The organism is Phenylobacterium sp. Root700 (genome assembly GCF_001429025.1).
Lineage (GTDB): Bacteria > Pseudomonadota > Alphaproteobacteria > Caulobacterales > Caulobacteraceae > Phenylobacterium.
In genome coordinates, this window is record NZ_LMHT01000011.1 from 181,139 (window position 1) to 203,465 (window position 22,327).

The following is a 22,327-nucleotide window of genomic DNA, read 5'->3' on the forward strand; positions in this document are numbered from 1 at the left end:
GAGATCAGACATGCGCAAGATCCACGCCTTTAGCGGGGCCGCCGTTGCGGCTGTCTTCCTTCTGACGGCTAGCGCCGCATCAGCCCAGGCCGCGCCGGCCGCGAGTTGCCAAGCCGACCCGAACTTCCGGCTGCAGGACTTCTCGGTCGGGACCTGGGACGTCTACAACAAGGACAAGCGCACCGCCGAGGCCAAGCTCGAATGGGCGCTGAACGGCTGCACGATCGTCGAGACCTGGACGCCCGCCGATCCGGCCTCAAAGGGCCATGGCATGGGCCACTTCACCTATTCGAAGCTGCTGAAATCCTGGCACTATTTCTGGGTCTCGGACACCGGCAGCACGACCTACTTCAAGGGCGAGCTGATCAAGCCCGGCGAGATGCGCTACGTGACCACCGCGCGCACCGCCAGCGGCGGCGAGCGGCTGCGGCACTGGACCCTGTTCGCCCAACCTGACGGCGGCGTCCGCGAGCTTTCGCTGGCCACCGAGGACGGCGGCAAGACCTGGGTCACTGAGTACGACCTCTACTGGCGCAAGAAGAAGTAGGCGCGGGGTGAGCCCCGCCTGACACCCTCCAAATTCGACTGACGAGATCAAGGACCACCACATGCGTACGATCACGCACTTCATCGATGGCGCGCGCGTCAGCGACGAGAGCGGCCGCCGGCAGGACGTATTCGATCCGTGTCTGGGGCGGCCGCAGGCGCAGGTGATCCTGGGCGACGCCGGGGTGGTGGATCGCGCCGTCGCCTCGGCGAAGGTCGCGCAGAAGGCCTGGGCGGCGGTCAATCCGCAGCGCCGGGCGCGGGTGATGTTCCAGTTCAAGCGGCTGATCGAGGAAAACATGGCCGAGCTCGCCGCCCTGCTGGCGTCCGAGCATGGCAAGGTGATCTCCGACGCGGTCGGCGATATCCAGCGCGGTCTGGATGTCGTGGAGTTCGCCTGCGGCGTCCCGCATCTGCTGAAGGGCGAATATACCGACGGGGCGGGGCCGGGGATCGACGTCTATTCGATGCGCCAGCCGCTGGGCGTGGTGGCGGGCATCACGCCCTTCAACTTCCCGGCGATGATCCCCCTGTGGATGCTGGCGCCGGCCATCGCCTGCGGCAACGCCTTCATCCTCAAGCCCTCGGAACGCGACCCCTCGGTCCCGGTGCGCCTGGCCGAACTGCTGATCGAGGCGGGGCTGCCGGCCGGGGTGCTGAACGTCGTCCATGGCGACAAGACCGTCGTGGATGCAATCCTCGATCATCGCGACATCAAGGCGGTGAGCTTCGTCGGGTCCTCGGATATCGCCCAGTATGTCTATGGGCGCGGGGCGGCGAACGGCAAGCGCATGCAGTGCATGGGCGGGGCCAAGAACCACGGCGTGATTATGCCCGACGCCGATCTCGACCAGGCGGTCAGCGACATCCTGGGCGCGGCCTACGGCTCGGCCGGCGAGCGGTGCATGGCGCTGCCGGTGGTCGTGCCGGTCGGCGAGGCGACGGCCGAGGCGCTGCGGGCCCGGCTGATCCCGGCGATCGAGGCCCTGCGGGTCGGGGTCTCCTCCGACGCCGAGGCGCATTACGGCCCGGTGGTCAGCGCGGCTCACAAGGCGCGGATCGAAGACTACATCCAGATGGGGGTCGATGAGGGCGCCGAGCTGGTCATCGACGGGCGCGGGTTCCAGCTTCAGGGCCATGAGGAAGGCTACTTCCTCGCGCCGACCCTGTTCGATCACGTGACCCCGAACATGAAGACCTACGAGGAGGAGATCTTCGGCCCGGTGCTGCAGATCGTCCGCGTGGCGACCAGCCAGGAAGCCATCGAGATGGTCTCGCGCCATCAGTACGGCAACGGCGTCGCCATCTTCACCCGCAACGGCGCCGCGGCCCGCGAGTTCGCCGCCGAGATCGAGGTCGGGATGGTGGGGATCAACGTGCCGATCCCGGTGCCGGTCTCATATCACAGCTTCGGGGGCTGGAAGCGGTCGGGCTTCGGCGACCTCAACCAGTACGGGATGGACGGCGTGCGGTTCTACACGCGCACCAAGGTCGTCACCTCTCGTTGGCCCAACGACGGCGGCGTGGTCGACCAGAGCTTTGTCATTCCGACGATGAACTGACCCGCCAAGACCACGGCCGGTGGCGGCCGGCCGTGGAGATTCGATTGACCGGCTCGCGCGATCAAAATTAAATCCGCACCCAAAGGGCGCGGGGCCAGGTGACCCCGTTCAGCTAAACCATTGGGGTGATCGGAAACGTCGCGCGGATTGCAGGTCCAAGCCAGCGAACCTGGCCGACCTGACGCGCGCGCAGTCATCCGGTCGATCGAAGAGGGAACCGCCGCCATGAACTTCCAAGCTGACTACACGATGACCATCGACGGCCAGGCGGCGCGCACGCAGGCCACGATCGACGTGGTCAATCCGGCGACCGGCCAGGCCTTCGCCGCGGCGCCCGACTGCAGCCGCGATCAGCTCGACGCCGCGGTGGCGGCCGCCCGCAAGGCCTTCAAGACCTGGCGCAAGACGCCGATCGAGGAGCGGCAGGCGCTGGTGCGCAAGGCCGGCGAAACGCTCCTGGCTCACGCCGAGGAACTGGGCCGGTTGTTCACCAAGGAGCAGGGGCGTCCGGTCGACGCCGCCAAGCAGGAGATCCAGGGCGCGGGCGCCTGGCTGCAGGCGGTGTCGAAGATGACGCCGCCGGTGCATGTGTCGGAGGACTCGGCGACCCAGTTCATCGAGACCCGCTACGCCCCGCTGGGCGTCGTCTGCGCGATAGCCCCGTGGAACTTCCCGGTCACCCTGGCCATGTGGAAGGTCGCCCCGGCCCTGGTGGCCGGCAACACCATGGTTCTGAAGCCCTCGCCGTTCACGCCGCTCTGCACGCTGAAGATCGGCGAGCTGTTCCGCGACATCTTCCCGCCCGGCGTGTTCAACGTCATCAGCGGCGGCGACGACCTTGGCCCGTGGATGACCAGCCATCCGGGCTTCGACAAGATCTCCTTCACCGGCTCCACCGAGACCGGCAAGCGGGTGATGGAGAGCGCGGCCAAGGATCTCAAGCGCGTCACCCTGGAACTCGGCGGCAACGACGCGGCCATCGTGATGCCGGACGTCGACCTGGACGAGGTGGCGCAGAAGATCTTCTTCGGCGCGTTCTTCAACACCGCCCAGATCTGCGTGGCGACCAAGCGCCTCTATGTGCACGAGGACGTCTATGACGGCCTGCGCGACCGGCTGGCCGGCATCGCCGCGGCGGTGAAGGTCGGCGACGGCGGCGAACAGGGCACGGTCCTGGGGCCGATCCAGAACAAGCGCCAGTACGACCGGGTGATGAACCTGCTGGACGACGCCAAGGCCAACAATCTGACCCTGATCCAGGGCGGCCCGGTGCCAGAGGGCGGCTATTTCGTACCGGTGACCATCGTCGACAATCCGCCGGAAGGCTCGCGCGTCGTGCAGGAGGAGGCGTTCGGTCCGATCCTGCCGATGCTGAAGTTCGCCGACATCGACGAGGTGATCGATCGCGCTAACGACAGCGAGTACGGCCTGGCCGGGGCGGTCTGGTCCAAGGACCTGGACCAGGCGATGTCCATCGCCCGTCGCATGGAGACCGGCACGGTCTGGATCAACCAGAACCTCAATCTGCGTCCCGACACCCCGTTCGGCGGCCGCAAGAACAGCGGCCTGGGCGTTGAGAACGGCATGGACGGCCTGCTGGAATACATGGCGCCCCAGGCTGTCTACGTCGCGAAGGGCTGAGCGAGGCCGGCGGCGACATTTAGCGAAGGCTAGTCGCCGCGCCTCTGGTATCCAGGGTGTCTCGTTCCCGGATGTCCTCAGAAGCCCAGGATCAGCCTGCCCTGATGAAATGGCGCGACCGTTCGTCTAGCTCCCCGCCATCGGCGGCCGATCCGGGCTCCAAGCCTGCAGCACCGTCGCTTCTCGCCTCGCTGGACAGCCCGATCTTCCGAGCCGTGTGGTTCGCCAGCCTGGCGTCGAACTTCGGCGGGTTGATCCAGTCGGTCGGCGCCTCGTGGATGATGACCTCGATCGGCTCGGCCGGAATGGTGGCGCTGGTCCAGGCCTCGGTCACCCTGCCGATCATGCTGTTGTCGCTGCCGGCCGGCGCCCTGGCCGACACCTTCGACCGGCGCAAGATGATGCTGGCGGCGCAGGGCTTCATGCTGACGGTGTCGGTGTCCTTGAGCCTGTTCGCCTGGCTGGGCTGGATCACGCCCTGGGTGTTGCTGGGCTTCACCTTCCTGATCGGCTGCGGGGCGGCGATGAACGGCCCCGCCTGGCAAGCCTCAGTGGGGGAGATGGTGCCGCGGCGCGATCTCGCCGGCGCGGTGGCGTTGAACTCGATGGGCTTCAACCTGGCGCGCAGCGTCGGGCCGGCCGTGGGCGGCATGATCGTCGCCGCCGCCGGCGCGGCCGCGGCCTTCACCGTCAACGCCTTCACCTATACCGGCCTGCTCTTCGTCCTGTCCCGATGGAAGCCGGAGCGTGATGTCCGGACCCTGCCGCGCGAGGGGCTGGGCGTGGCGATGTGGACCGGGCTGCGTTACGCCGCCATGTCGGGCCGGATCGGCTCGGTGCTGCTCCGCGCGCTGGTGTTCGGCTTCGCCGCCAGCGCCGTGCAGGCGCTGATGCCGCTGGTCGCGCGCGACACCATGGGCGGCGGCCCTCTGGTCTTCGGACTGCTGCTCGGCGCGTTCGGGGCCGGCGCGGTGGGCGGGGCGGTGCTCAGCACGCGGCTGCGCAGCAAGATGTCCAACGAGCTGATCGTCCGCTGGTCCTGTGTGGTGTTCGGCGTGGCGACGATCGCCCTGGCGTTCAGCAACTGGCTGGCGGCAGGCATGGCGGCGCTGGTCTTCGGCGGCGGCGCCTGGGTGCTGGCGCTGTCGACCTTCAATGTCACGGTCCAGATGTCGGCGCCGCGTTGGGTCGTGGCCCGGGCGCTGGCCCTCTACCAGATGGCGGCGTTCGGCGGCATGGCGCTGGGCAGCTGGACTTGGGGGATGATCGCCGAGCGCGAGGGGCTGTTGCTGACCCTGTGCGTGGCCGGCGCGGCCCAGCTCCTCTGCGCCCTGATCGGGCTGCGGGTCCCGCTGGCATCCACCTCGGGCCTCAACCTCGATCTCATCGGGGCCTGGACCGAGCCGGACCTGGCCCTGTCGATTGAGCCGCGCAGCGGGCCGATCGTCATCACCATCGAGTACATCATCGACGAGAGCGACATCGACGAGTTCCTGGCCGCGATGGCCGACCGCCGCCGTATCCGTCGCCGCGACGGGGCGCGTCACTGGACGCTGCTCCGCGACCTGGCCGATCCGCGCGTGTGGATCGAGCGCTATCACACCCCGACCTGGGTGGACTATGTGCGCCACAATCAGCGGATCACCCAGGCCGACCGGACGATCACCGACCACGTGCGCGCCCTGCATCGCGGCGACGAACGCCCTCGCATCCACCGCATGATCGAGCGCCCGACTCGCGCCGCGGCGATGGAGCCGCTGACCGACCAGGAAATGGCCGAGACCCTGACCGATCCGACGCGCGCGTCTTGACGCCGCTCTGGGCGATCGGGCCGGGCTGAAACGAACAACGCCCGCGCCGGGGGGAGGGCGCGGGCGCTGACCTTGAAGACGCGGGGGCCGAGGGGGGAGGCCGGCTGATCCCGCTGTCGAGATATAGATTGGGAGCCGATCGAAGCTTCGCAATGGTTCGAATAAGGCCATTTCGGGTCGAGGGTCGTTTTCGGTCCCGCGGACCTTCGCGCCGCCTCGGGCGGCGTTGACTTGGCGCCGGTTCAAGCTCCATGACCTGTTGATGCCGAAAACGGACAAAGCGCCGCGCCGATGGTCCGATGCGACCCGCGCCAGCCTGCTGGAGGCGGGGATCGCGGCGTTCGGCGAGCACGGCTTCGACGCCTTGAGCGAAGACGCCATCGCCAGGACGGCGGACCTCACGCGCGGGGCGCTGCAGTATCAGTTCGGCAGCAAGCGCGGACTTTTCGCCGCCGCCTTCAGCCATGTCCTGGCTGAGACCGCGCAACTGATCGCCGACCAGACAATGGAGCGCGCCCACTCGGTCGCTGAGCTCGGGGAGGGAGTCGGCGTCCTGATGGACCTGGCGTTGGATCCCCATCGGCGGCGGCTGCTGTTCGTCGACGCGCCGGTGGTGCTGGGCTGGAACGAATGGCGCGAGGGACTGCGCGGGGCCTTCGAGCCGCTGCTGCATCACGCGCTCGGCCACTGGGTGTCCGATGACCTGATCTCAGACCATGAGGTGTCCGGCTACGCCGAGGTGATCCTGGGCGCGGGCGTCCAGGCGGCGCTGGCTCAAAGCGCCGGCGATCCAGGCCCTCGCCGGGCGTTGGAGGCGATGATCAAGCGCCTGGCAACGCGCCCCTGAGTCAGCAGTTGCCGCCGGGACCCATTTCATGCACGGTGCATGTAATAGGTTTTTGGAGGTCGCGATGTCCCCTGCCGCCCGTTTCGCCGTCCCGTCGGCGATCATCCTTGGCGTCCTGTTCCCGGTCCTTGAGACCGTTCGCCGCGGGTTCGGCGCTTGGCTCCACACGCCGGTGACGCTGCTGGAGGACTATGTCGCCGGCGGCTTGCTGCTGTGGGCGGCGGTGGCCGTGGTCCGGCGGTGGCCTGCCGGATGGATCATCATGCTGGTGGCCAGCGCCTACGCGACCGGCATGATGTCATCGAGCTTTTGGAACCAGCTGGAGGCGCAGTTCAAGGGCGTCAGCTGGGAGGCGAACCAGACGCTGATCATTGCGATCAAGGCGATCCTGTGGGGATTGCCGCTGAGCATGACCATCCTGTCGGCCAAGGTGCTGCGCGCTCGCAGCTCGGCCAGCGCCTAAAGGGAGCGTCATGGCCAAGGACATCTACCTCGTGGCTCACGGCCAGTCGCAACACCATGTCGAAGGCCTGGTGGGCGGCTGGTACGACAGCGAACTCACCGAGCTTGGCCATCGTCAGGCGGCGGCCATCGCCAAGCGGATCTCCGAGCTGGTCGGTGATGCATCGCCCATTGAGGTCTACTCCTCAGACCTTCGTCGCACCGCGCAGACGGCGGCGCCGATCGCAAAGGCTCTGCGGGCGGAGGTGACGCACTGGAGCGACCTGCGCGAGCGCAGCTACGGATCGGCGGGCGGCCGGCCCGAGGCGTGGCTGGAAGAACGCATGGTCTATGCGCCCAAGGAGGGGAACCGGCTCGATCATCGCGACGGTATCGAGGACGCCGAGACCAAGCGCGAGTTCGCCACGCGCATCTACCGGGCCATGGACCAGATCGCGCGAAGTCCCTGCGCCACCCAGGTCGTGGTGACCCACGGCTACGCGGTCACCTTCGCCATCGCCGCCTGGATCCGGATGCCGCTGGACGCCGTGGGCTGGGTGAATTTCAGATCGAGTTCCGGCGGTATCAGCCATCTCCGAGAAGACGATCAATGGTTCAATCGCTACCTGCTCAGCCTCAACGACTGCGCCCATCTGGCGGAGCTGTCGGCCTGAGGCCGAGCCCTCCAGATAGTCAGGCGGCGTCGCTCGCCAGCAGAGCGGAGAACTCCGGCTCGGGCAGGAGGGAGCCGCCCGTAGCCCAGACCACATGGATCGGCGTGGCGGTCGGGTTGATCAGGCCGGCGACGCGCGCCCGTTCGATAAACAGAGCCAGCGCGGCGAAACCCGAGGCGCCCGAGGGCTCCAGCCGTAGGCCGGCCTCCGCCCAGGCTCGGCGAACCCATTGGACCATGGCCTGATCGGTGACCGCGACAGCGGCGTCGATGTTGCGGCCGATGGCTTGGAGAACGAGGGGCGAAGCCGAGGGCACAGCGAGGCCGTCGGCTATCGTGTCGTTGTCGAGCCCGAGGTCGTAGACGCTGACAGGTACGCCCTGGCCGGCGGCCAAGGCGACCAAGACACAGGGCGAGGCGACCGGCTCGACGAAGACCGCCAGCACGTCTTGACCGTAGATCTGCTTCAGGCCGGCGGTGACGCCGCCTGGCGCGCCACCCACCCCGCAGGGCAGGTAGACGATCAGCGGGCTGTCGGGTCCGACCGTGAGGCCGCGCGCCGAGAGCTGGCCGGCCAGTTCGGCGGCGGCGGCGGCGTAGCCGACGAACAGCCGGCGGGAGTTTTCATCATCGATGAAGTAGGCGTCTTCGGCCTCCGCCGAACTCCGTGCGCGGGCCACGGCGCCGGTGTAGTCGCAGGCGTGCTCGATCACCGTGGCGCCGATCGACTTCAGTCGATCCTTCTTCCAGGTCTTGGCGTCATGGGACATATGGATCTCGGCCTGAAGGCCCAGCGCCCGAGCCACCAGGCCGACCGCGAAGCCCAGATTTCCGGTGCTGGCGACGACGATCCGACGCGCCTCAAGGACCGCAAGGCTCTCTGGCGTCAGCAGGGCCTCCAGGGACTGTCCGGGTGAAATGAGCGGACGCCGCAGGGCGAGTTCCTCTACGTGGCAGAGCAGTTCGTAGACGCCGCCGCGCGCTTTCACCGACCCGGCCATGGGCAAGGCGTGGTCGCACTTCACCAGCAGGTTCGGGGCGCCGGACCCCGGGTAGGCGATCAGCTCCGAGCGGATCTGGCCGTCCCAGCCGCCCGATGGGAACAGGGTGCTGAGCACAGGTTCGAACCTTATGAACCTGGCGCGCGCGTCTTCCACCTCCTCGATCGTCAGGGGCGCGGCGTCGACGGCCAGACCAAGGCCGGGCTCGCGCAGCCAGACGGCGGCTTCTCCACGAACCAGGGAGGCGATCGCTGCAAGGCTGTCGCGTGGGCGGCCCGCGGCCGAGGTCTGATCATCGCTCATGAGATACTGGAGCCGCATTGGCGCGTCGGAGGCAAACCCGAAACTTGACGCACCCGCGCCGGGAGAGCAGCAGGGGGGCTTCTAGCGGCCCGGCGGATACGGGGCTCAATCCCAGCCGGGTTGCTTCTTGCGGCGGGGCGTCAACAGGCCGGGGTAGGGGCCCTTGCCGATCTTGTACTCACACCAGACATCGTCCTTCGGGCATTCAAACACGCCGTCGAACGCCTTCTTCAGCTTGGGGCTGACGACGGCGTAGGCGCGGGCGTCCTTCGCGCCGGCGGCCAGCTTTTCGTCGCAGGCCGCTCGCTCGGCCTTGGTGAGCGAAAGGAAGTTCGCAGATCGACAGCCGACGCCGGTGCGCAAGGATCGACGCACGCCCTCCTGCTCCGGCGGTCCAGCTTCGCGCACCTGCCAAGCGCCGCTGTTCGGCGCCGCCTGGGGCGTGACTTTCACCGCGGGCCCGGCGGGCCCCGCTGGGCGTGACGGTCGTTCCGAATGGTGTTCGCTGACCGGCGTCGGCGGGCGCTTTTGCTTCTCCGGCGCCGACGGCATGGGCCGCCGCCACGGCGGCGCTAGCATCACGTCGACGACGGTCTCCCGGCGCGCGGGTTCCTCAGGCGTCCGGAGCAGCCCGATAACCAGAAATCCATGCAGAGCCATCGCCAGCAGGACCGCCAGGGCGGACCGTGGACCGGACCTCTTGTGCAAAACTGAACCTTCAAGCGTGACCAGACGGCCCCCGCCGCCAATCGAGACGGGCGGTGCGGCGGGACTATGGCGCAAGCCTGTCGCGCGCCAGGGATCCCGCAATATTCTTCGCCGGACGACGCCTGCGATCAGCGGTGTCGCAGCGCGTCCAGGAGGATGGCGAACGCGGGCGTGTGCTGTCGCCGGCTGGGGTAGTACAGATGATATCCGGCGAACGGCGGACACCAATCTTCGAGCACGCGAACCAGGCGGCCGTCCGCCAGATGCTCCAGGACGTGATCTTCCAGAACGAAGGCCAGGCCGAGGCCGCTGCACGCCGCCCGGACGATCAGGCGCGTCTCATTGAACGTCAGCTGGCCTTCCACGCGGACGTTCAGCTCGCGGCCGTCCTTCTCGAATTCCCAGGTGTAGAGGCTGCCCAGGGTCGGAAAGCGCAGGTTGATGCAGTTGTGGCCGGTCAGATCGTGGGGCGTCTGCGGTCTCGGGTGTCGCTCGAAGTAGGACGGCGCGCCCACCAGCGCCATGCGCAGGTCCGGGCCTATGCGCACGGCGATCATGTCCTTTTCGACCCGCTCGCCCAGGCGAACCCCGGCGTCGAAACGATCGGCGACGATGTCCCGAAAGCCGGTGTCGACGGAAAGCTCGACGTTCACGTCCGGGTAGTCGGGGAGCAGCCGCTCAAGGGCCGGGAACAGAACCGACTCCGCCGCGTGGTGGCCGGCGGTGATGCGGATCGTGCCGGTGGGTTTGTCGCGCAGTTCGCTCAGCGCGACGAGCTGGGTGTCGATCTCGTCGAAGGCGAAGCGCACGGACGCCAGCAACTGCTCGCCAGCCTCGGTCGGCGCGACGCTGCGGGTGGTGCGGGTCAGCAGCCGCACGCCCAGACGGGCCTCGAGCCGCTTGACCGTCTGGCTCAGGGCCGATTGGGACGTTCCCTGTCTTGCGGCGGCGCGGGTGAAGCTGCGCTCCTCGGCCACGGCGACGAAGGCGGCCAGACCGCCAAGATCCTCGCGGCGCATTCATAAGCTCCCAATATAGGTCCATGCACATCTTAGCGGCTAATGCGCGAGATGCGCGCGCCCTAGTTTGTCACTCGTCGCAGGATCCGCCCGGCGATCAGATGGCAGGAGCCAACATGCAAAAGCGCAAGCTGGGAGACCTTGAGGTCTCCGCCCTCGGATATGGCTGCATGGGCCTGTCGTCCGGCTATGGCGAGCCGACGCCAAGGCCCGAGGCCGTCCAGATGGTCCGCGCGGCGTTCGAGCGTGGGGTGACTCTCTTCGATACGGCCGAGGCCTATGGTCCGTTCGCCAACGAGGAGGTTCTCGGCGAAGCGGTCGCGCCGTTCCGTGAAGAGGTGGTGATCGCCACCAAGTTCGGGTTCGACATCGACCCGCAGAGCGGCGCTCGGCTTGGCGGCCTGAACAGCCGCCCCGAGCACATCCGACAGGTGGTCGACGCCATGCTGCGGCGCCTGCGGACCGACCGTATCGAGCTCCTCTACCAGCATCGGGTCGATCCCGACGTTCCGATGGAGGATGTCGCCGGGGCGGTGAAGGACCTGATCGGGCAGGGGAAGGTGAAGTTTTTCGGACTCTCCGAGGCCAGCATCGCCTCGATCCGCCGGGCGCACGCCGTGCAGCCGGTCACCGCTCTGCAGAACGAGTACTCGTTGTGGACGCGGGACGTCGAAGCCAATGGCGTCCTGGATGTTTGCGGCGAGCTGGGGATTGGCTTCGTGCCGTTCAGCCCGCTCGGCGCCGGCTTCCTGACGGGCAAGATCGATCCCGCGACCCAATTGGCGCCCACCGACTTCCGCACCATCTCCCCGCGCTTCACGGCCGAGGCGCGCGCCGCCAACATGGCCGTTGTCGAGCTGCTCAAAACAATCGCCGAGGGCAAGCAGGCGACGCCGGCCCAGGTCGCGCTGTCCTGGCTGCTGGCTCAGAAGCACTGGATCGTCCCGATCCCCGGCACCACGAAGCTAGGCCGTCTGGAAGAGAACCTTGGCGCGGTGAACGTCGACCTTTCGCCCGAAGATCTCCGCGCGATCGATGACGCCGCGTCGAAGATCACCATCCAGGGCGCGCGGCTGCCTGAGGCTGTCCTGGCCCAAACCAATGGTTGATCTGATGAGCGCCCTGACGCGCCGCTGGCCTGCTTGTCTTGCGGCCCTGATGGTCTGCGTCGCCCCCTTGGGCGCCACCGCAGCTACAGCCAAGCCGGCGGTCGTGAACCAGCCCTTGGCGATCCAGAGCCAAGGCAGCTTCGCGGTGGGTGGGACGATGTCCACCGCCCCGGGGACGTTCAATCCGTTAAAGCCGCTGGAGCCTGCGGGACAGACCTATCGCGGCGACCACGTCTACGCCTTCTACCAGGTCCCGGTGAACGCGCGCCGCTATCCGATCGTGATGTGGCATGGGGCCGGGCAGTCAGCGAAAACCTGGGAAACCACCGCCGACGGGCGTGAGGGCTTCCAGACGATCTTCCTGCGTCGCGGCTTCTCGACCTATCTGATCGATCAACCGCGGCGAGGCGACGCCGGCCGCAGCATGGTCGCAGCGACCCTTGCGCCCACACCGGACGAGCAGCTCTGGTTCAACCAGTTCCGCGTCGGGCTCTGGCCCGCCTATTTCGAGGGCGTCCAGTTCGACCAGGGGCCCGAGGCGCTCAACCAGTTCTTCCGGTCCATGACCGCCAACACCGGACCGTTCGATATGGAGGTCGTATCGGACGGCGTATCGGCGCTGTTCGATCAGATCGGTCCGGGCGTTCTGTTCACCCATTCGCAGGGCGGCGGTCCGGGTTGGCTCACCGCCGTCAAGAACCCGAAGGTCAAGGCCATCGTGGCCTTCGAGCCGGGGAGCAGCTTCGTCTTCCCCGAGGGTGAGGTTCCGCCTCCGATCCCGAGCGCCTTCGACACGGTGGCGGGCGCCTCCGTCCCGGCGGCCCAGTTCATGGCGCTGACTAAGATCCCCATCCTGATCCTGTACGGCGACAACATTCCTGATCGGCCTGTGGAAATGCCGGCGCAGGACAGTTGGCGCGCGCGCCTGGAGATGGCGCGTAAGTGGGCCGATACGGTCAACAAGCACGGCGGCCAGGTGACCTTGGTGCACCTGCCCGAGGTCGGCGTTCGGGGGAACACCCACTTCCCCTTCTCAGACCTCAACAATGTTCAGATCGCCGACCTTGTCTCGACGTTCCTGGAGGAGAAGAAACTTGACTGATCCGACGCTGAACCCCGTGCGCAGCTTCGTCTGGCCCCTGCTTCTGGCGGGCGGCGCTGTCTTCGCCGCCGCGGCCCCGGCTCAAGCCCAACAGCGCGACGCCCCGCCGCCGGTCCAGAGCGTCGCCGCCCAGCAACCGTCCAGGGCCCAGCAGCTCATGGGCGACATCGCGCCGAAGCTGGCGGAGCTGACCGACGAGGTGCTGCTCGGCGATGTCTGGGAACGCCCGCAACTCTCCAAGCGCGACCGCAGCCTGGTGACGGTCTCCGCCCTGGTGGCGCTCAACCGCCCTGATCAGCTCCGCTCCCACATCAGGCTCGCGCGTCAGAACGGCGTCACCGAGGTGGAGATCGTCGAAGCGATCACCCAGCTGGCTTTCTACTCCGGCTGGCCCAACGCGATCTCGGCGGTGGGTGTCGCTCGGGAGGTTTTCAAATCTGACGTCGGCGCGCCGCCGCAAAAGGAGAACGGAAAATGAGAACCATCGCCGCGCCTGTCGCTTGCATCGTCTTGGCCGCTTCGGCCGCCAGCGCCCAAGCCATGCCGATCACGATCGACCGCTCAAAGTCCGAGCCGCCCGTCGCCGGCGCTCCCAACTTCACCGGTGCGGTCAGCGTGAGTTCCCGCTTCCAACGGCAAGGACCGGCGCGCGTCGGCGGCGGGGTTGTCCGCTTCGAGCGCGGCGCGCGGACGGCCTGGCATACCCATCCGCTGGGCCAGACCCTCTTCGTGACGACAGGCGTCGGACAGGTTCAGAAGTGGGGCGGTCCGGTCGAAGAAATACGCCCCGGCGACGTGGTGTGGATTCCGCCAGGCGTGAAGCACTGGCATGGCGCCACGCCCTGGTCGGGGATGACCCACATCGCCGTCTCGGAGACGCTGGACGGCCGGTCCGTCGTCTGGATGGAGGCCGTCTCCGACGAAGATCGCAGCGCTGATCCCGACGCCGGGTACGGCCCGTCCAAGGGGTGAGGGTCAGGTCGGCGCCACCGCCTTGCGGTAGAGGTGCCAGGAGGCGTGGCCGAGCACTGGCAGGACCACGATGAGCCCTACGAGCGCGGGCAGTGATCCGATCACCAGGGCGGCGACGACGACCAGGCCCCAGAGCGCCATCGTCACCGGATTCTGGGCGACGACCTTGAGCGAGGTCTTGATCGCCACGTCCAGGTCCACGTGCCGGTCGAGGAGCAGCGGGAAGGAGACTACGCTCAAGGCGAACGCGGCGACCGCATAGAGGAAGCCGACGCCGATCCCGACCCCGATCATCCACCGTCCTTCGCCAGTGGCGAACACCTGCCGCACGAAGCCGTCCACGGTGGCGGGCGGTCCGTTCGCGAAAGCTATCAGGCTGATCTCGTAGGCTGTGGCCAGCCACAGGACAAAGAGGGCGACAAGGATTAGGCCCATCCCCACGATGGAGCCGATCGCGGGCGAGCGAAATACGCCGACGGCGTTCACCCAGCTTACCGTCTCGCCCCGTTCGCGGCGGCGGCTGACCTCATAGAGGCCGACGGCGGCGACCGGTCCGAGCAGCGCGAAGCCGGAGAGGAGTGGGAAGATCATCGGCAGCAGGTCGTAGCGCGAGGCGAAGGTCGCCAACGCCAGCCCGGCCAGCGGATAGATGATCACGATGAAGATCACGTCGTCGCGCGCGGCGGCGAAGTCGGCCAATCCCTTTCGCAATGAATCCCATAGGTCGGCCGCCTCGATGCGGCGGACCTGGGGCGTCACGCGGGCCGCCGCACGGGCGGCCGGATCGCTACGTCGATGTTCCCCAGCGAAGGGCCAAGTCAGCCCCTTCAGCAGATACTCGAATGGATTTACGATATGATTTCGGGTCGCCATTGCATATCTCCGGCCCCATCAGGGGGCGCGGCCGGCGCAAGACTCCCGCTAGTTGAGCCGGTGTCTGACACGGGCCGTCACTCTGCAGATCGTAACCTCAGCCTACCACGAAGCAGCGCTTGGGCGCTATCCATGACACGCCGATCAGGGCGCGCCGCAAAAACGTCGCCGCATCAGCGACGGAACATCCTCGCCCGCTCGTTTTAGCCCATAAGCCGTGCGGTCAAGCCGCCGCCTCCCTCGTGTCCAGACTCCAGGATTGTTGTTTTGAGTTTCGCTCCCGCCATCGGCCGCGTTCCGGCCGGCCTGATCCTTCGCCTCCTGGCCGGCGCTGCGCTTGCAGCCCTCGCAGTCGGGAGCGCCCAGGCGCAGACCTCCGACCTTGGCGATGAGACCGAAGTCGAGGAACTGGTGGTCACCGCCGGGCGCACCCTGCCTGGCCAGGTCATTGGCGACATCGCGCCGGAGCTGTCGATTTCGCCTCGCGAGATCCGGGCCTATGGCGCGGCGAGCGTCACCGAGCTGCTCGACGCCCTGGCGCCCCAGACGACCAGCGGGCAGGGCGGGGGCGGGCGGCCGGTCGTCCTGATCAACGGCGCGCGGACCTCCGGCTTCTCCGAGATCCGCGATCTGCCCACCGAGGCCATCGCCCGCGTCGACATCCTGCCGGAGGAAGTCTCGCTCAAGTACGGCTATCCGGCCGATCAGAAGGTGGTCAACATCGTGCTGCGCCAGCGCTTTCGCGCCTGGCTGGCCGAGGGCGCGGCGACCACGCCCACGCAGCCTGGCGGCGGCGCGACCACGGGCGCGCATGGCGGCCTGCTGAAGATCGGGCAGGGGCGTCGCCTGACGCTCGACGCCAAGGTGACGCAGGTCGAACCCATCCTGGAAAGCGACCGCGACGTGGCCGGCGGCGAGGGCGCGTTCCGCACCCTGCAGCCCGGCTCGACCGACGTGACGCTGAACGCCGTGCTGGCCCAACCGCTGGGCCGCGGCGTCTCGGGAACCATCAACGGGACCTTCCAGTCCACCGAAAGCCAGGCCAGGCTCGGCCGGTCGTCTCTTTCGGGCGAGCCGCTGATCCGGCGATCGGACGTCGACGACAGCCGCCTGGCCGGCGTGCTCAGCGGCGCCTATGCGGGCTGGCAATGGTCCTACACCGGCGAGCTGGCCTACGACGTGGCGAAGTCGACGACCGACCGCGCCTTGAGCAGCCTGGCCTACACCGACCGCACGCGGGCGGTCACGACCTCGGCGCAGTCCGACATCGTGCTGAACCGGGCGCTCTGGTCCCTGCCGGCCGGCCAGGTCAGTTCGACCCTGACGGGCCGCGTCTCAAGGATGGAGCTCGAGAGCGACGCCCTACGCGCCGGCGCCAGCCAATCGAGCGACCTGACCCGCAGCATCGGCCAGGTGCAGGCCAGCTTCGACGTTCCGATCACCCGGGCCGGAGAGGGCCTGGGCGAGGCGCTTGGAAAGGTCTCTGGCAATCTCAACCTCGGCGTCCAGAACCTGTCCGACTTCGGCGAGCTGGCGAGCATCGGCTATGGCCTGAACTGGACCCCGGTGAAGCCGCTCCGGGTGATGGCTTCGTTCAGCCGCACCGACCAGGCGCCGACCATGAATCAGCTGGGCGACCCCGTGACCGCGACGCCCGGCGTGCGGGTGTTCGACTTCGAGCGGGGCGAGACCGTGGAGGTGATCCGCGTCAGCGGCGGCTCGGCCGACCTCGACGGCGGCCGCCGCGACGTCCTGAAGCTCGGCGTCAGCTACAAGCCGTTCGACAAGACCAACCTGTCGTTCCAGGCGAACTACGTCTCGACCCGTACCGAAGACGCCGTCGTCGCCTTCCCATCGGCCTCGACCCAGGTGGAGGCCGCTTTTCCCGATCGGTTCCGGCGCGACGCCGACGGGGTGCTGGTGCAGGTTGACGCCCGGCCGGTGAACTTCGCACGCCAGTCGCGCGACGAGCTCCGCTGGGGCTTCACCTATTCACGGCCTGTGGGGCCGACCCCCAGTCCCGAGGCTATCGCCGCCATGCGGCGGCGGGCGGCTGGAGGCGGCGCGCCCCGCGCCGAAGGCCAGCGAGGCGCCGAGGATTCATCGACGAGCGGACGTCCTGCGGCTGGCGAGCCCCAGCCCGGCGCCGCGCCGGCGGAGGCCCCTCGGGAAGGGGCCCAGGCGGCGGCGCGTCCCGGCGAAGGCGCCGGGCCGCCATCGGCCGGAGGGCCGGCCGGCGGACCGGGCGGCTTCATGGGCGGTCCGGGCGGCGGCGGGCGGCCTGGCGGCGGGTTCGGGGGCTTTGGCGGCGGCGGGCCACGCGGCGGCGTCTTCCAGATCGGCCTCTATCATACGGTGGCGTTCCGCGATGAGGTGCTGATCCGGCCCGGCTTGCCGGTGCTTGACCTGTTGGACGGCGGCGCTCTTGGCTCTGGCGGCGGATCGCCCCGCCACCAGGTCGACCTTCAGACGAACTTCACCCGCGCCGGGCTCGGCGTGGCGATGAACGCCAAATGGAAGAGTGCGACCTACGTCGATGGCGGCGCGAGCGGCGAGAACCTGGAGTTCGAGGACTTCGCCACCGTCAACCTGCGTCTGTTCGCGGACCTGGGCGCCCAGCCGATCGCGCGCGAGCATCGGTGGCTGCGCGGCGCGCGCGCCACGCTGTCGATCGACAATCTCTTCGACGCACGTCAGGACGTGCGCACGCCGGCCGGGGTCACGCCGATCAGCTACCAGCCCGACATCATGGATCCGGTCGGCCGCTCCGTGCGTCTGACCGTGCGCAAGCTGATCTTCTGACCGCCTTGCCCCTGGTGGCGGGTGTCTTCCGGTCACCACCAGGGATTTGGTTCGCACCTCGCCAAGGTCCGGCAACTGCGGACATTGGGCCCCAGGCGAAATGTCGTCGTCCGCACAAGCGGGCCGGGGGAGGCTGGATATGTCTGTTTTCAAGCACGGGGTCCGGCCGTTGTCGCGTCGCCATAGCCTCGCCGCGATGTTCGTTGCGGGAGCTGGTCTAACTGCGCTCCTCGGGGCGCCGGCCTTCGCGGCCGAGGCTGACCTTGTCCTGTTCAACGGCAAGGTCATCACCGTCGACAAGGCGTTCTCGGTTCAGCAGGCCCTGGCTGTTCGCGGCGGCAAGATCGTCGCCGTCGGGGGGGCTGAGGTGGCCGCCGAGTACACCGCGCCGGTCAGGATCGACCTGAAGGGCCGGACGGTGATGCCGGGCTTCATCGACACTCATCTCCACGTCATTCCGCTGGCGCCCCGACAGGTCGATATCCTCGGCGCGAAATCGATCGAAGACATCAAGGCTTTGGTCCGCGCGAAGGCGGCGGCGCTTGGCCCCGGCGAGTGGATCACCGGCTACGGATGGGACGAGGCGCTCTTCACCGAGAAGCGCAATCTTGTGAAGGCCGATCTCGATCAGGCCGCGCCCAACAATCCCGTGGCCCTCACCCGCGCCGGCGGCCACTCGATCGCCGGCAACAGCTTGGCCCTCAAGATCGCCAAAATCGACAAGGTCACCGCTGATCCACCCGGCGGACTGATCGAAAAAGGGCCGGACGGCGAACCGAACGGCATTGTTCGCGAGCGCAACAGTCTCTTCCTCGACCATGTTCCGGCTGAGACCTGGGCGGAAATGAAGGGCCCCTACATCGCCGCGATGCGCAAGCTGCCGCCGCTGGGCATCACCAGCTTCCATTCGGCGAGCACCTCGATCGACGACGAACCGGTCGGCGCCGGCGGGCTGGCCAATTCCGGGGCCGGCCTGACCATTCGGCGGTTGCAGGAAATTCAACGCGACACCGACCACACCCTGCCGCGGGTCACGGCCTACATCGCCTTCCCGGGCGAGGCGCGGATGAAGGCGTTCGGGCGCAAGAGCGGCGACGGCGACGAATGGGTCCGGGTCGGCGGGATCGGCGAGATGCCCGTCGACGGCGGGTTCACCGGCCCCACGGCCTGGACGCTCGCGGACTACAAGGGGTTGCCTGGCTTCCGGGGGAAGGGCCGCTACACCGACGCCGAACTGCAGGCAATCGTCGACGCCTCGGCACGTAACGGCTGGCAGATGGCCATGCACGCCATCGGCGACGCCGCCATCGTCCAGACGGTGAACGCCTACGCCAAGGCGCTCGACAGCTATCCCGAGGTCCGGGCGCGCGATCACCGGTGGTTCCTCGATCACTTCACGATCATGCCGGCGGACGCGACCATGACCAAGATGGCGGACTACAAGGTCCGCATCGCCCAGCAGCCGAACTTCCTCTACAATCTGGAGGGGCGCTACCGCTCGACGCTCGACGACTGGCGTCTGGAGCACAACAACTCCGTCGCAACGCCGTCGAAGAAGTTCGGCATTCCGGTCGCTTTCGGCTCGGACAACCTGCCGATCGGTCCGATGGTCGGCGTCTACGCCGCGGTGACCCGCAAGGGGATGTCGGGCGAAGTGATCGGACCGCAGGAAGCCGTCAGCATCCAGGAGGCGATCCGCGCCTACACCGAGGTCGGCGCCTACCTCTCCTGGGAGGAAAAGCTGAAGGGGACCCTCGAGGTCGGCAAGCTCGGCGACATGATCGTGCTCGACGCCGATCCGCTGACGGTCGACCCGGGCGGCCTGCGCGACATCAAGGTCGACCTCACGATCATCAACGGCAAGGTCGTCTACGAGCGCGGTCTCTCCCGTCCGTAGTCTTTTGCGGCGCCGCGCCGCTACGGCGGCGGGCGCTTGAGCGAGGCCCGTCACCGACGCCTGCGGCCGGTCGCTGCGCCGGTCTGCTTCGGGGGCCTTGCGCCTGCGCGCCGGGCGATCGCGTGGCCGTCACCGCGCGTAATTGCGTGGAGCAGGTGATCCTCCACCATGCCTGTACGCCCCGGCCGGCTTTGCGGACCCTGTCCCATGGCGGGGCGATCATCTGATCAGCCTTTCCGCAGGGCGCCGGCGCCTCCACGCCGGGCCCCGTAGCAATGTCGTGCGACAGACACCCTACGGACCAAAGGCGATGATCATCCTGGATCGGAGTTGTCCCCAAGACGCTTGGGAAGCGGCGTCTTAGGTCGGCAAACGGCGGCCGTCGTTGGGCGTCGCCTTGGGGCGCTCGGTTCGGGCCTCAGAATGAAGACGAGGGAGACGACGCGGTTGTCACGTACGCAGGTCGCCATCATCGGCGCGGGCCCCGCGGGGCTGCTCCTGCAACAGCTGCTGCACGTGGCGGGCGTAGAGAGCGTTGTCCTCGAGCAGCGCAGCCGCGCCTATGTGGAATCCAGAATACGCGCAGGCGTTCTGGAGCAAGGCGCGGTGGATCTCCTTGATCGTATCGGTGTGAACGCCCGGATGCGCCGAGAGGGCCTGGTCCATGACGGCTTCAGTCTCGTGGCGGACGACGACCGCTTCCGCGTGAACCTCCGCGATCTTACCGGCGGGATGAACGTCATGGTCTACGGCCAGACGGAAATGACCAAGGACTTGATCGAAGCTGCGGAGTTGCGCGGAACCCCGGTGATCTTCGAAGCCGAAGGGGTCGCTCTGCACGGCGTCGACGGGGATCGTCCCTTCGTCACCTGGCGCAAGGACGGACAGGAAGGGCGCCTGGTCTGCGATTTCATTGCAGGTTGCGATGGTTTCCACGGCGTCAGTCGCCAGTCCATCCCGCAGAGGGATCTGACGACGTACGAACGCGTATACCCGTTCGGCTGGCTTGGAATCCTGGCCGACGTTCCGCCGTGCGATCACGAGCTGATTTACGCAAACCACGAGCGGGGGTTCGCGCTGGCGTCGATGCGGTCGGAGACCAGAAGTCGCTACTATCTCCAGGCGCCGATGGATGTGAAGCTTTCCGACTGGCCCGACGAGCGCATCTGGGACGAACTCGCCGTGAGGCTGGGGCCGGCCGCGGCCGCCAATATGCGTCGAGGGTCTTCCATCGAAAAGAGTGTCGCCGGGCTTCGCAGTTTTGTCGCCGAGCCCATGCGTTGGCATCGGCTGTTTCTTGCGGGCGACGCCGCTCATATCGTTCCGCCGACCGGCGCCAAAGGGCTGAACCTCGCCGCCTCCGACGTCCATTTCCTGTCCGAGGCGCTCTTGGCCTACTACGGTTCAGGCTCGACGAGCGCGCTCGACGCCTATTCGGGACGCGCCTTGAAGCGGATCTGGAAGGCCGAGCGGTTTTCCTGGTGGTTCACGGGCTTGACGCATCGGTTTCCCGACACGGATGCGTTCAGCCGCCGGATGCAGATCGCCGAGCTCGACTACATCAAGGAATCCAGGGCGGCCCAAGTGACCATCGCTGAGAACTATGTTGGGTTGCCCCTGAGCTGATAAGCCTAGGCCTCATCACTCGGCGCGCCCACTCGCCAGACCAGGAGCAGGGCGGCCGAGCCTCCAATGATAACCACGGGAAGCAAGCCGGTCAGTACTTCGGCCGGACTCCGACCAGCACCGATCAGGACGGCCGCGACCAGTGGTCCGGCGGCGGAGCCCATGCGCCCGGCGGCGACAGCCGCGCCGACGCCCATCCCTCGGATGCGGGTCGGATAGCAGCTGGGCGCCGCTGAATAGAGTATCGCCTGGGTCGCCATGACCGCCCACCCCAAGAGGGCGCCCACCGCGGCCGACAGCCCAAGGGTGGACGGGGTCGCGGCAAGGAGGGCGAGGCAGCCGGCGACGCCGGCATAGGACAGCAACACCGATGGGCGGCGCCACCGCCCGTCCATCAAGGCGCCGGCCGCAACCGCCCCGGCGGCGCCGGCCAGATTGAACACGATCTGGACGATCGAAGCCTCAGGCTTGCTGAGCCCCCGGGCGACCAGAAGCGAGGGCAGCCAATTGAGCAGCAGGTAGAGCACCAGGAGGGTGAAGGCGAAGCTCAGCCACAGCAGCAGGGTGTTGGCCGCGCGCCGCTCGCCAAGCAGCGCCTTGGCGAAACCCTCGCGCGGCGGGCCGCTTTCTGCGGCAAGCGTCTTGAACTGCCATGACTCCGGCAGGAAAAACGCCAGCAGGGGCGCGGCGACCAGGGGCGCGAAGCCGCCGATATAGAAGACCATGCGCCAGTCGCCGCCCTCGGCGCCAAGCAGGGTTGAGAGGCTGGCCAAGGCTCCGCCGAGCGGCATCCCGCAGTACATGAGCGAGACCGCCAGGTTGCGACGATTGGCGGGAACGTTTTCGGCGACGAGCGCGATGAGGTTCGGCAGCGCGCCGCCCAATCCGACGCCCGTGAGAAACCGCATTCCGAACAGCACCTCGACGTTCGCGGCGTGGGCCGTGCCGATCGAGAACAGTCCAAATACGACGACGGCGCAGATCAGGACGATCTTGCGCCCGTAGAGGTCGGCGAGCGCTCCACCGAAGGCGGCTCCGAGAATGAGCCCGAACGTGCTCGCACTAAAGAACCAGCCGAGTTCGCTCGGCCCCATGCCGAAGAGCGGCGCGATCTTCGGCGCGGCGACGCCGGCGGCCTGAAGATCGATTCCCTCAAATATGGTCACCAGGAGGCAGAGGGCGACGGTCCGCAGGGCTTTGGACCCAGTGTCGCTCGCCCCGCTGTTGGCCAGTGGGATTGTGGGCATTCCAACTCCTCGTCGCGGCAGGTCGCGACTCATCTGGCTCCACCCTGGATAATGGCATGCGGGTCGAGGCGTCTGTCCCACGAGATAGCGACAGCTCGCGCACGGCGTGGCGACCTGGACGAAGGCTCCGCGGCGCCTTGAGTCTTC

General features: G+C 67.8%; 19 protein-coding genes. 14 read left to right on the plus strand and 5 right to left on the minus strand.

Features of this window, described 5'->3' with window-relative positions; translation table 11 throughout:
• The first annotated feature begins 10 nt into the window (after positions 1-10).
• The 7 genes from ASE02_RS06425 (at position 11) to ASE02_RS06455 (ending at position 7,522) form a co-directional block, all read left to right on the plus strand.
• Positions 11-547 (plus strand): hypothetical protein, encoded by a 537-nt coding sequence (locus tag ASE02_RS06425; protein WP_056732322.1) that lies wholly within the window; start codon positions 11-13, stop codon positions 545-547.
• A 61-nt stretch (positions 548-608) separates the two neighbouring features.
• Entirely contained in the window at positions 609-2,108 is a 1,500-nt protein-coding gene (locus ASE02_RS06430) for a CoA-acylating methylmalonate-semialdehyde dehydrogenase (protein WP_056732324.1), read from the plus strand.
• A 225-nt stretch (positions 2,109-2,333) separates the two neighbouring features.
• Entirely contained in the window at positions 2,334-3,749 is a 1,416-nt protein-coding gene (locus tag ASE02_RS06435; RefSeq protein WP_056732764.1) for an aldehyde dehydrogenase family protein, read from the plus strand.
• Positions 3,750-3,853: 104 nt separating this feature from the next.
• Positions 3,854-5,560, plus strand: coding sequence for an MFS transporter (locus tag ASE02_RS06440; protein WP_056732765.1), 1,707 nt, complete (start codon positions 3,854-3,856; stop codon positions 5,558-5,560).
• Positions 5,561-5,822: 262 nt separating this feature from the next.
• Positions 5,823-6,407 carry a TetR/AcrR family transcriptional regulator gene (locus ASE02_RS06445; RefSeq protein ID WP_156405933.1) on the plus strand — a complete coding sequence of 195 codons (585 nt, stop codon included), beginning with the start codon at positions 5,823-5,825 and terminating at the stop codon, positions 6,405-6,407.
• Between the two features lie 64 nt (positions 6,408-6,471).
• The gene (locus tag ASE02_RS06450; protein ID WP_056732328.1) at positions 6,472-6,870 is read left to right on the plus strand and encodes a hypothetical protein; all 399 of its coding nucleotides are present in this window, start codon (positions 6,472-6,474) and stop codon (positions 6,868-6,870) included.
• A gap of 10 nt (positions 6,871-6,880) precedes the next feature.
• Positions 6,881-7,522, plus strand: coding sequence for a histidine phosphatase family protein (locus tag ASE02_RS06455; protein WP_056732330.1), 642 nt, complete (start codon positions 6,881-6,883; stop codon positions 7,520-7,522).
• Positions 7,523-7,541: 19 nt separating this feature from the next.
• Here ASE02_RS06455 and ASE02_RS06460 read toward each other — a convergent pair whose 3' ends face one another.
• The 3 genes from ASE02_RS06460 to ASE02_RS06470 form a co-directional block, all read right to left on the minus strand.
• Positions 7,542-8,825, minus strand: a complete 1,284-nt coding sequence (locus tag ASE02_RS06460) for a D-serine ammonia-lyase (RefSeq protein ID WP_056732768.1) — start codon at positions 8,823-8,825, stop codon at positions 7,542-7,544.
• Between the two features lie 105 nt (positions 8,826-8,930).
• The gene (locus tag ASE02_RS06465; RefSeq protein ID WP_156405935.1) at positions 8,931-9,278 is read right to left on the minus strand and encodes a hypothetical protein; all 348 of its coding nucleotides are present in this window, start codon (positions 9,276-9,278) and stop codon (positions 8,931-8,933) included.
• Between the two features lie 383 nt (positions 9,279-9,661).
• Positions 9,662-10,552, minus strand: coding sequence for a LysR family transcriptional regulator (locus tag ASE02_RS06470; RefSeq protein ID WP_056732333.1), 891 nt, complete (start codon positions 10,550-10,552; stop codon positions 9,662-9,664).
• 116 nt (positions 10,553-10,668) lie between these two features.
• Between ASE02_RS06470 and ASE02_RS06475 the strand changes: the two genes are divergently transcribed.
• The 4 genes from ASE02_RS06475 to ASE02_RS06490 are packed head-to-tail and all read left to right on the plus strand — an operon-like array spanning position 10,669 to position 13,735.
• Positions 10,669-11,661 carry an aldo/keto reductase gene (locus ASE02_RS06475; protein WP_056732335.1) on the plus strand — a complete coding sequence of 331 codons (993 nt, stop codon included), beginning with the start codon at positions 10,669-10,671 and terminating at the stop codon, positions 11,659-11,661.
• A 4-nt stretch (positions 11,662-11,665) separates the two neighbouring features.
• On the plus strand, positions 11,666-12,763 hold the full coding sequence (locus ASE02_RS06480) for an alpha/beta fold hydrolase (RefSeq protein WP_056732770.1): 1,098 nt from the start codon (positions 11,666-11,668) through the stop codon (positions 12,761-12,763).
• A complete protein-coding gene (locus ASE02_RS22250) occupies positions 12,756-13,241 on the plus strand; it encodes a carboxymuconolactone decarboxylase family protein (protein WP_200957621.1) in 486 nt (161 codons plus the stop codon). The genes ASE02_RS06480 and ASE02_RS22250 overlap by 8 nt, the downstream gene beginning before the upstream one ends.
• Positions 13,238-13,735 carry a cupin domain-containing protein gene (locus tag ASE02_RS06490; protein ID WP_056732337.1) on the plus strand — a complete coding sequence of 166 codons (498 nt, stop codon included), beginning with the start codon at positions 13,238-13,240 and terminating at the stop codon, positions 13,733-13,735. The genes ASE02_RS22250 and ASE02_RS06490 overlap by 4 nt, the downstream gene beginning before the upstream one ends.
• Positions 13,736-13,738: 3 nt before the next feature.
• Here the strand turns inward: ASE02_RS06490 and ASE02_RS06495 are convergent, their stop codons facing one another.
• Positions 13,739-14,608, minus strand: a complete 870-nt coding sequence (locus ASE02_RS06495; RefSeq protein WP_056732339.1) for a DUF2189 domain-containing protein — start codon at positions 14,606-14,608, stop codon at positions 13,739-13,741.
• Positions 14,609-14,875: 267 nt separating this feature from the next.
• Between ASE02_RS06495 and ASE02_RS06500 the strand changes: the two genes are divergently transcribed.
• From ASE02_RS06500 to pobA, 3 genes are all read left to right on the plus strand, one after another.
• Positions 14,876-17,410 carry a TonB-dependent receptor gene (locus tag ASE02_RS06500; protein ID WP_056732342.1) on the plus strand — a complete coding sequence of 845 codons (2,535 nt, stop codon included), beginning with the start codon at positions 14,876-14,878 and terminating at the stop codon, positions 17,408-17,410.
• A gap of 139 nt (positions 17,411-17,549) precedes the next feature.
• The gene (locus ASE02_RS06505; protein ID WP_056732344.1) at positions 17,550-19,307 is read left to right on the plus strand and encodes an amidohydrolase; all 1,758 of its coding nucleotides are present in this window, start codon (positions 17,550-17,552) and stop codon (positions 19,305-19,307) included.
• Between the two features lie 423 nt (positions 19,308-19,730).
• A complete protein-coding gene (pobA, locus tag ASE02_RS06510) occupies positions 19,731-20,933 on the plus strand; it encodes a 4-hydroxybenzoate 3-monooxygenase (RefSeq protein WP_056732345.1) in 1,203 nt (400 codons plus the stop codon).
• Positions 20,934-20,938: 5 nt separating this feature from the next.
• Here pobA and mhpT read toward each other — a convergent pair whose 3' ends face one another.
• Complete coding sequence (gene mhpT / locus ASE02_RS06515) at positions 20,939-22,180, minus strand: 3-(3-hydroxy-phenyl)propionate transporter MhpT (RefSeq protein WP_082601900.1); 1,242 nt, start codon at positions 22,178-22,180, stop codon at positions 20,939-20,941.
• Positions 22,181-22,327: the final 147 nt, after the last annotated feature.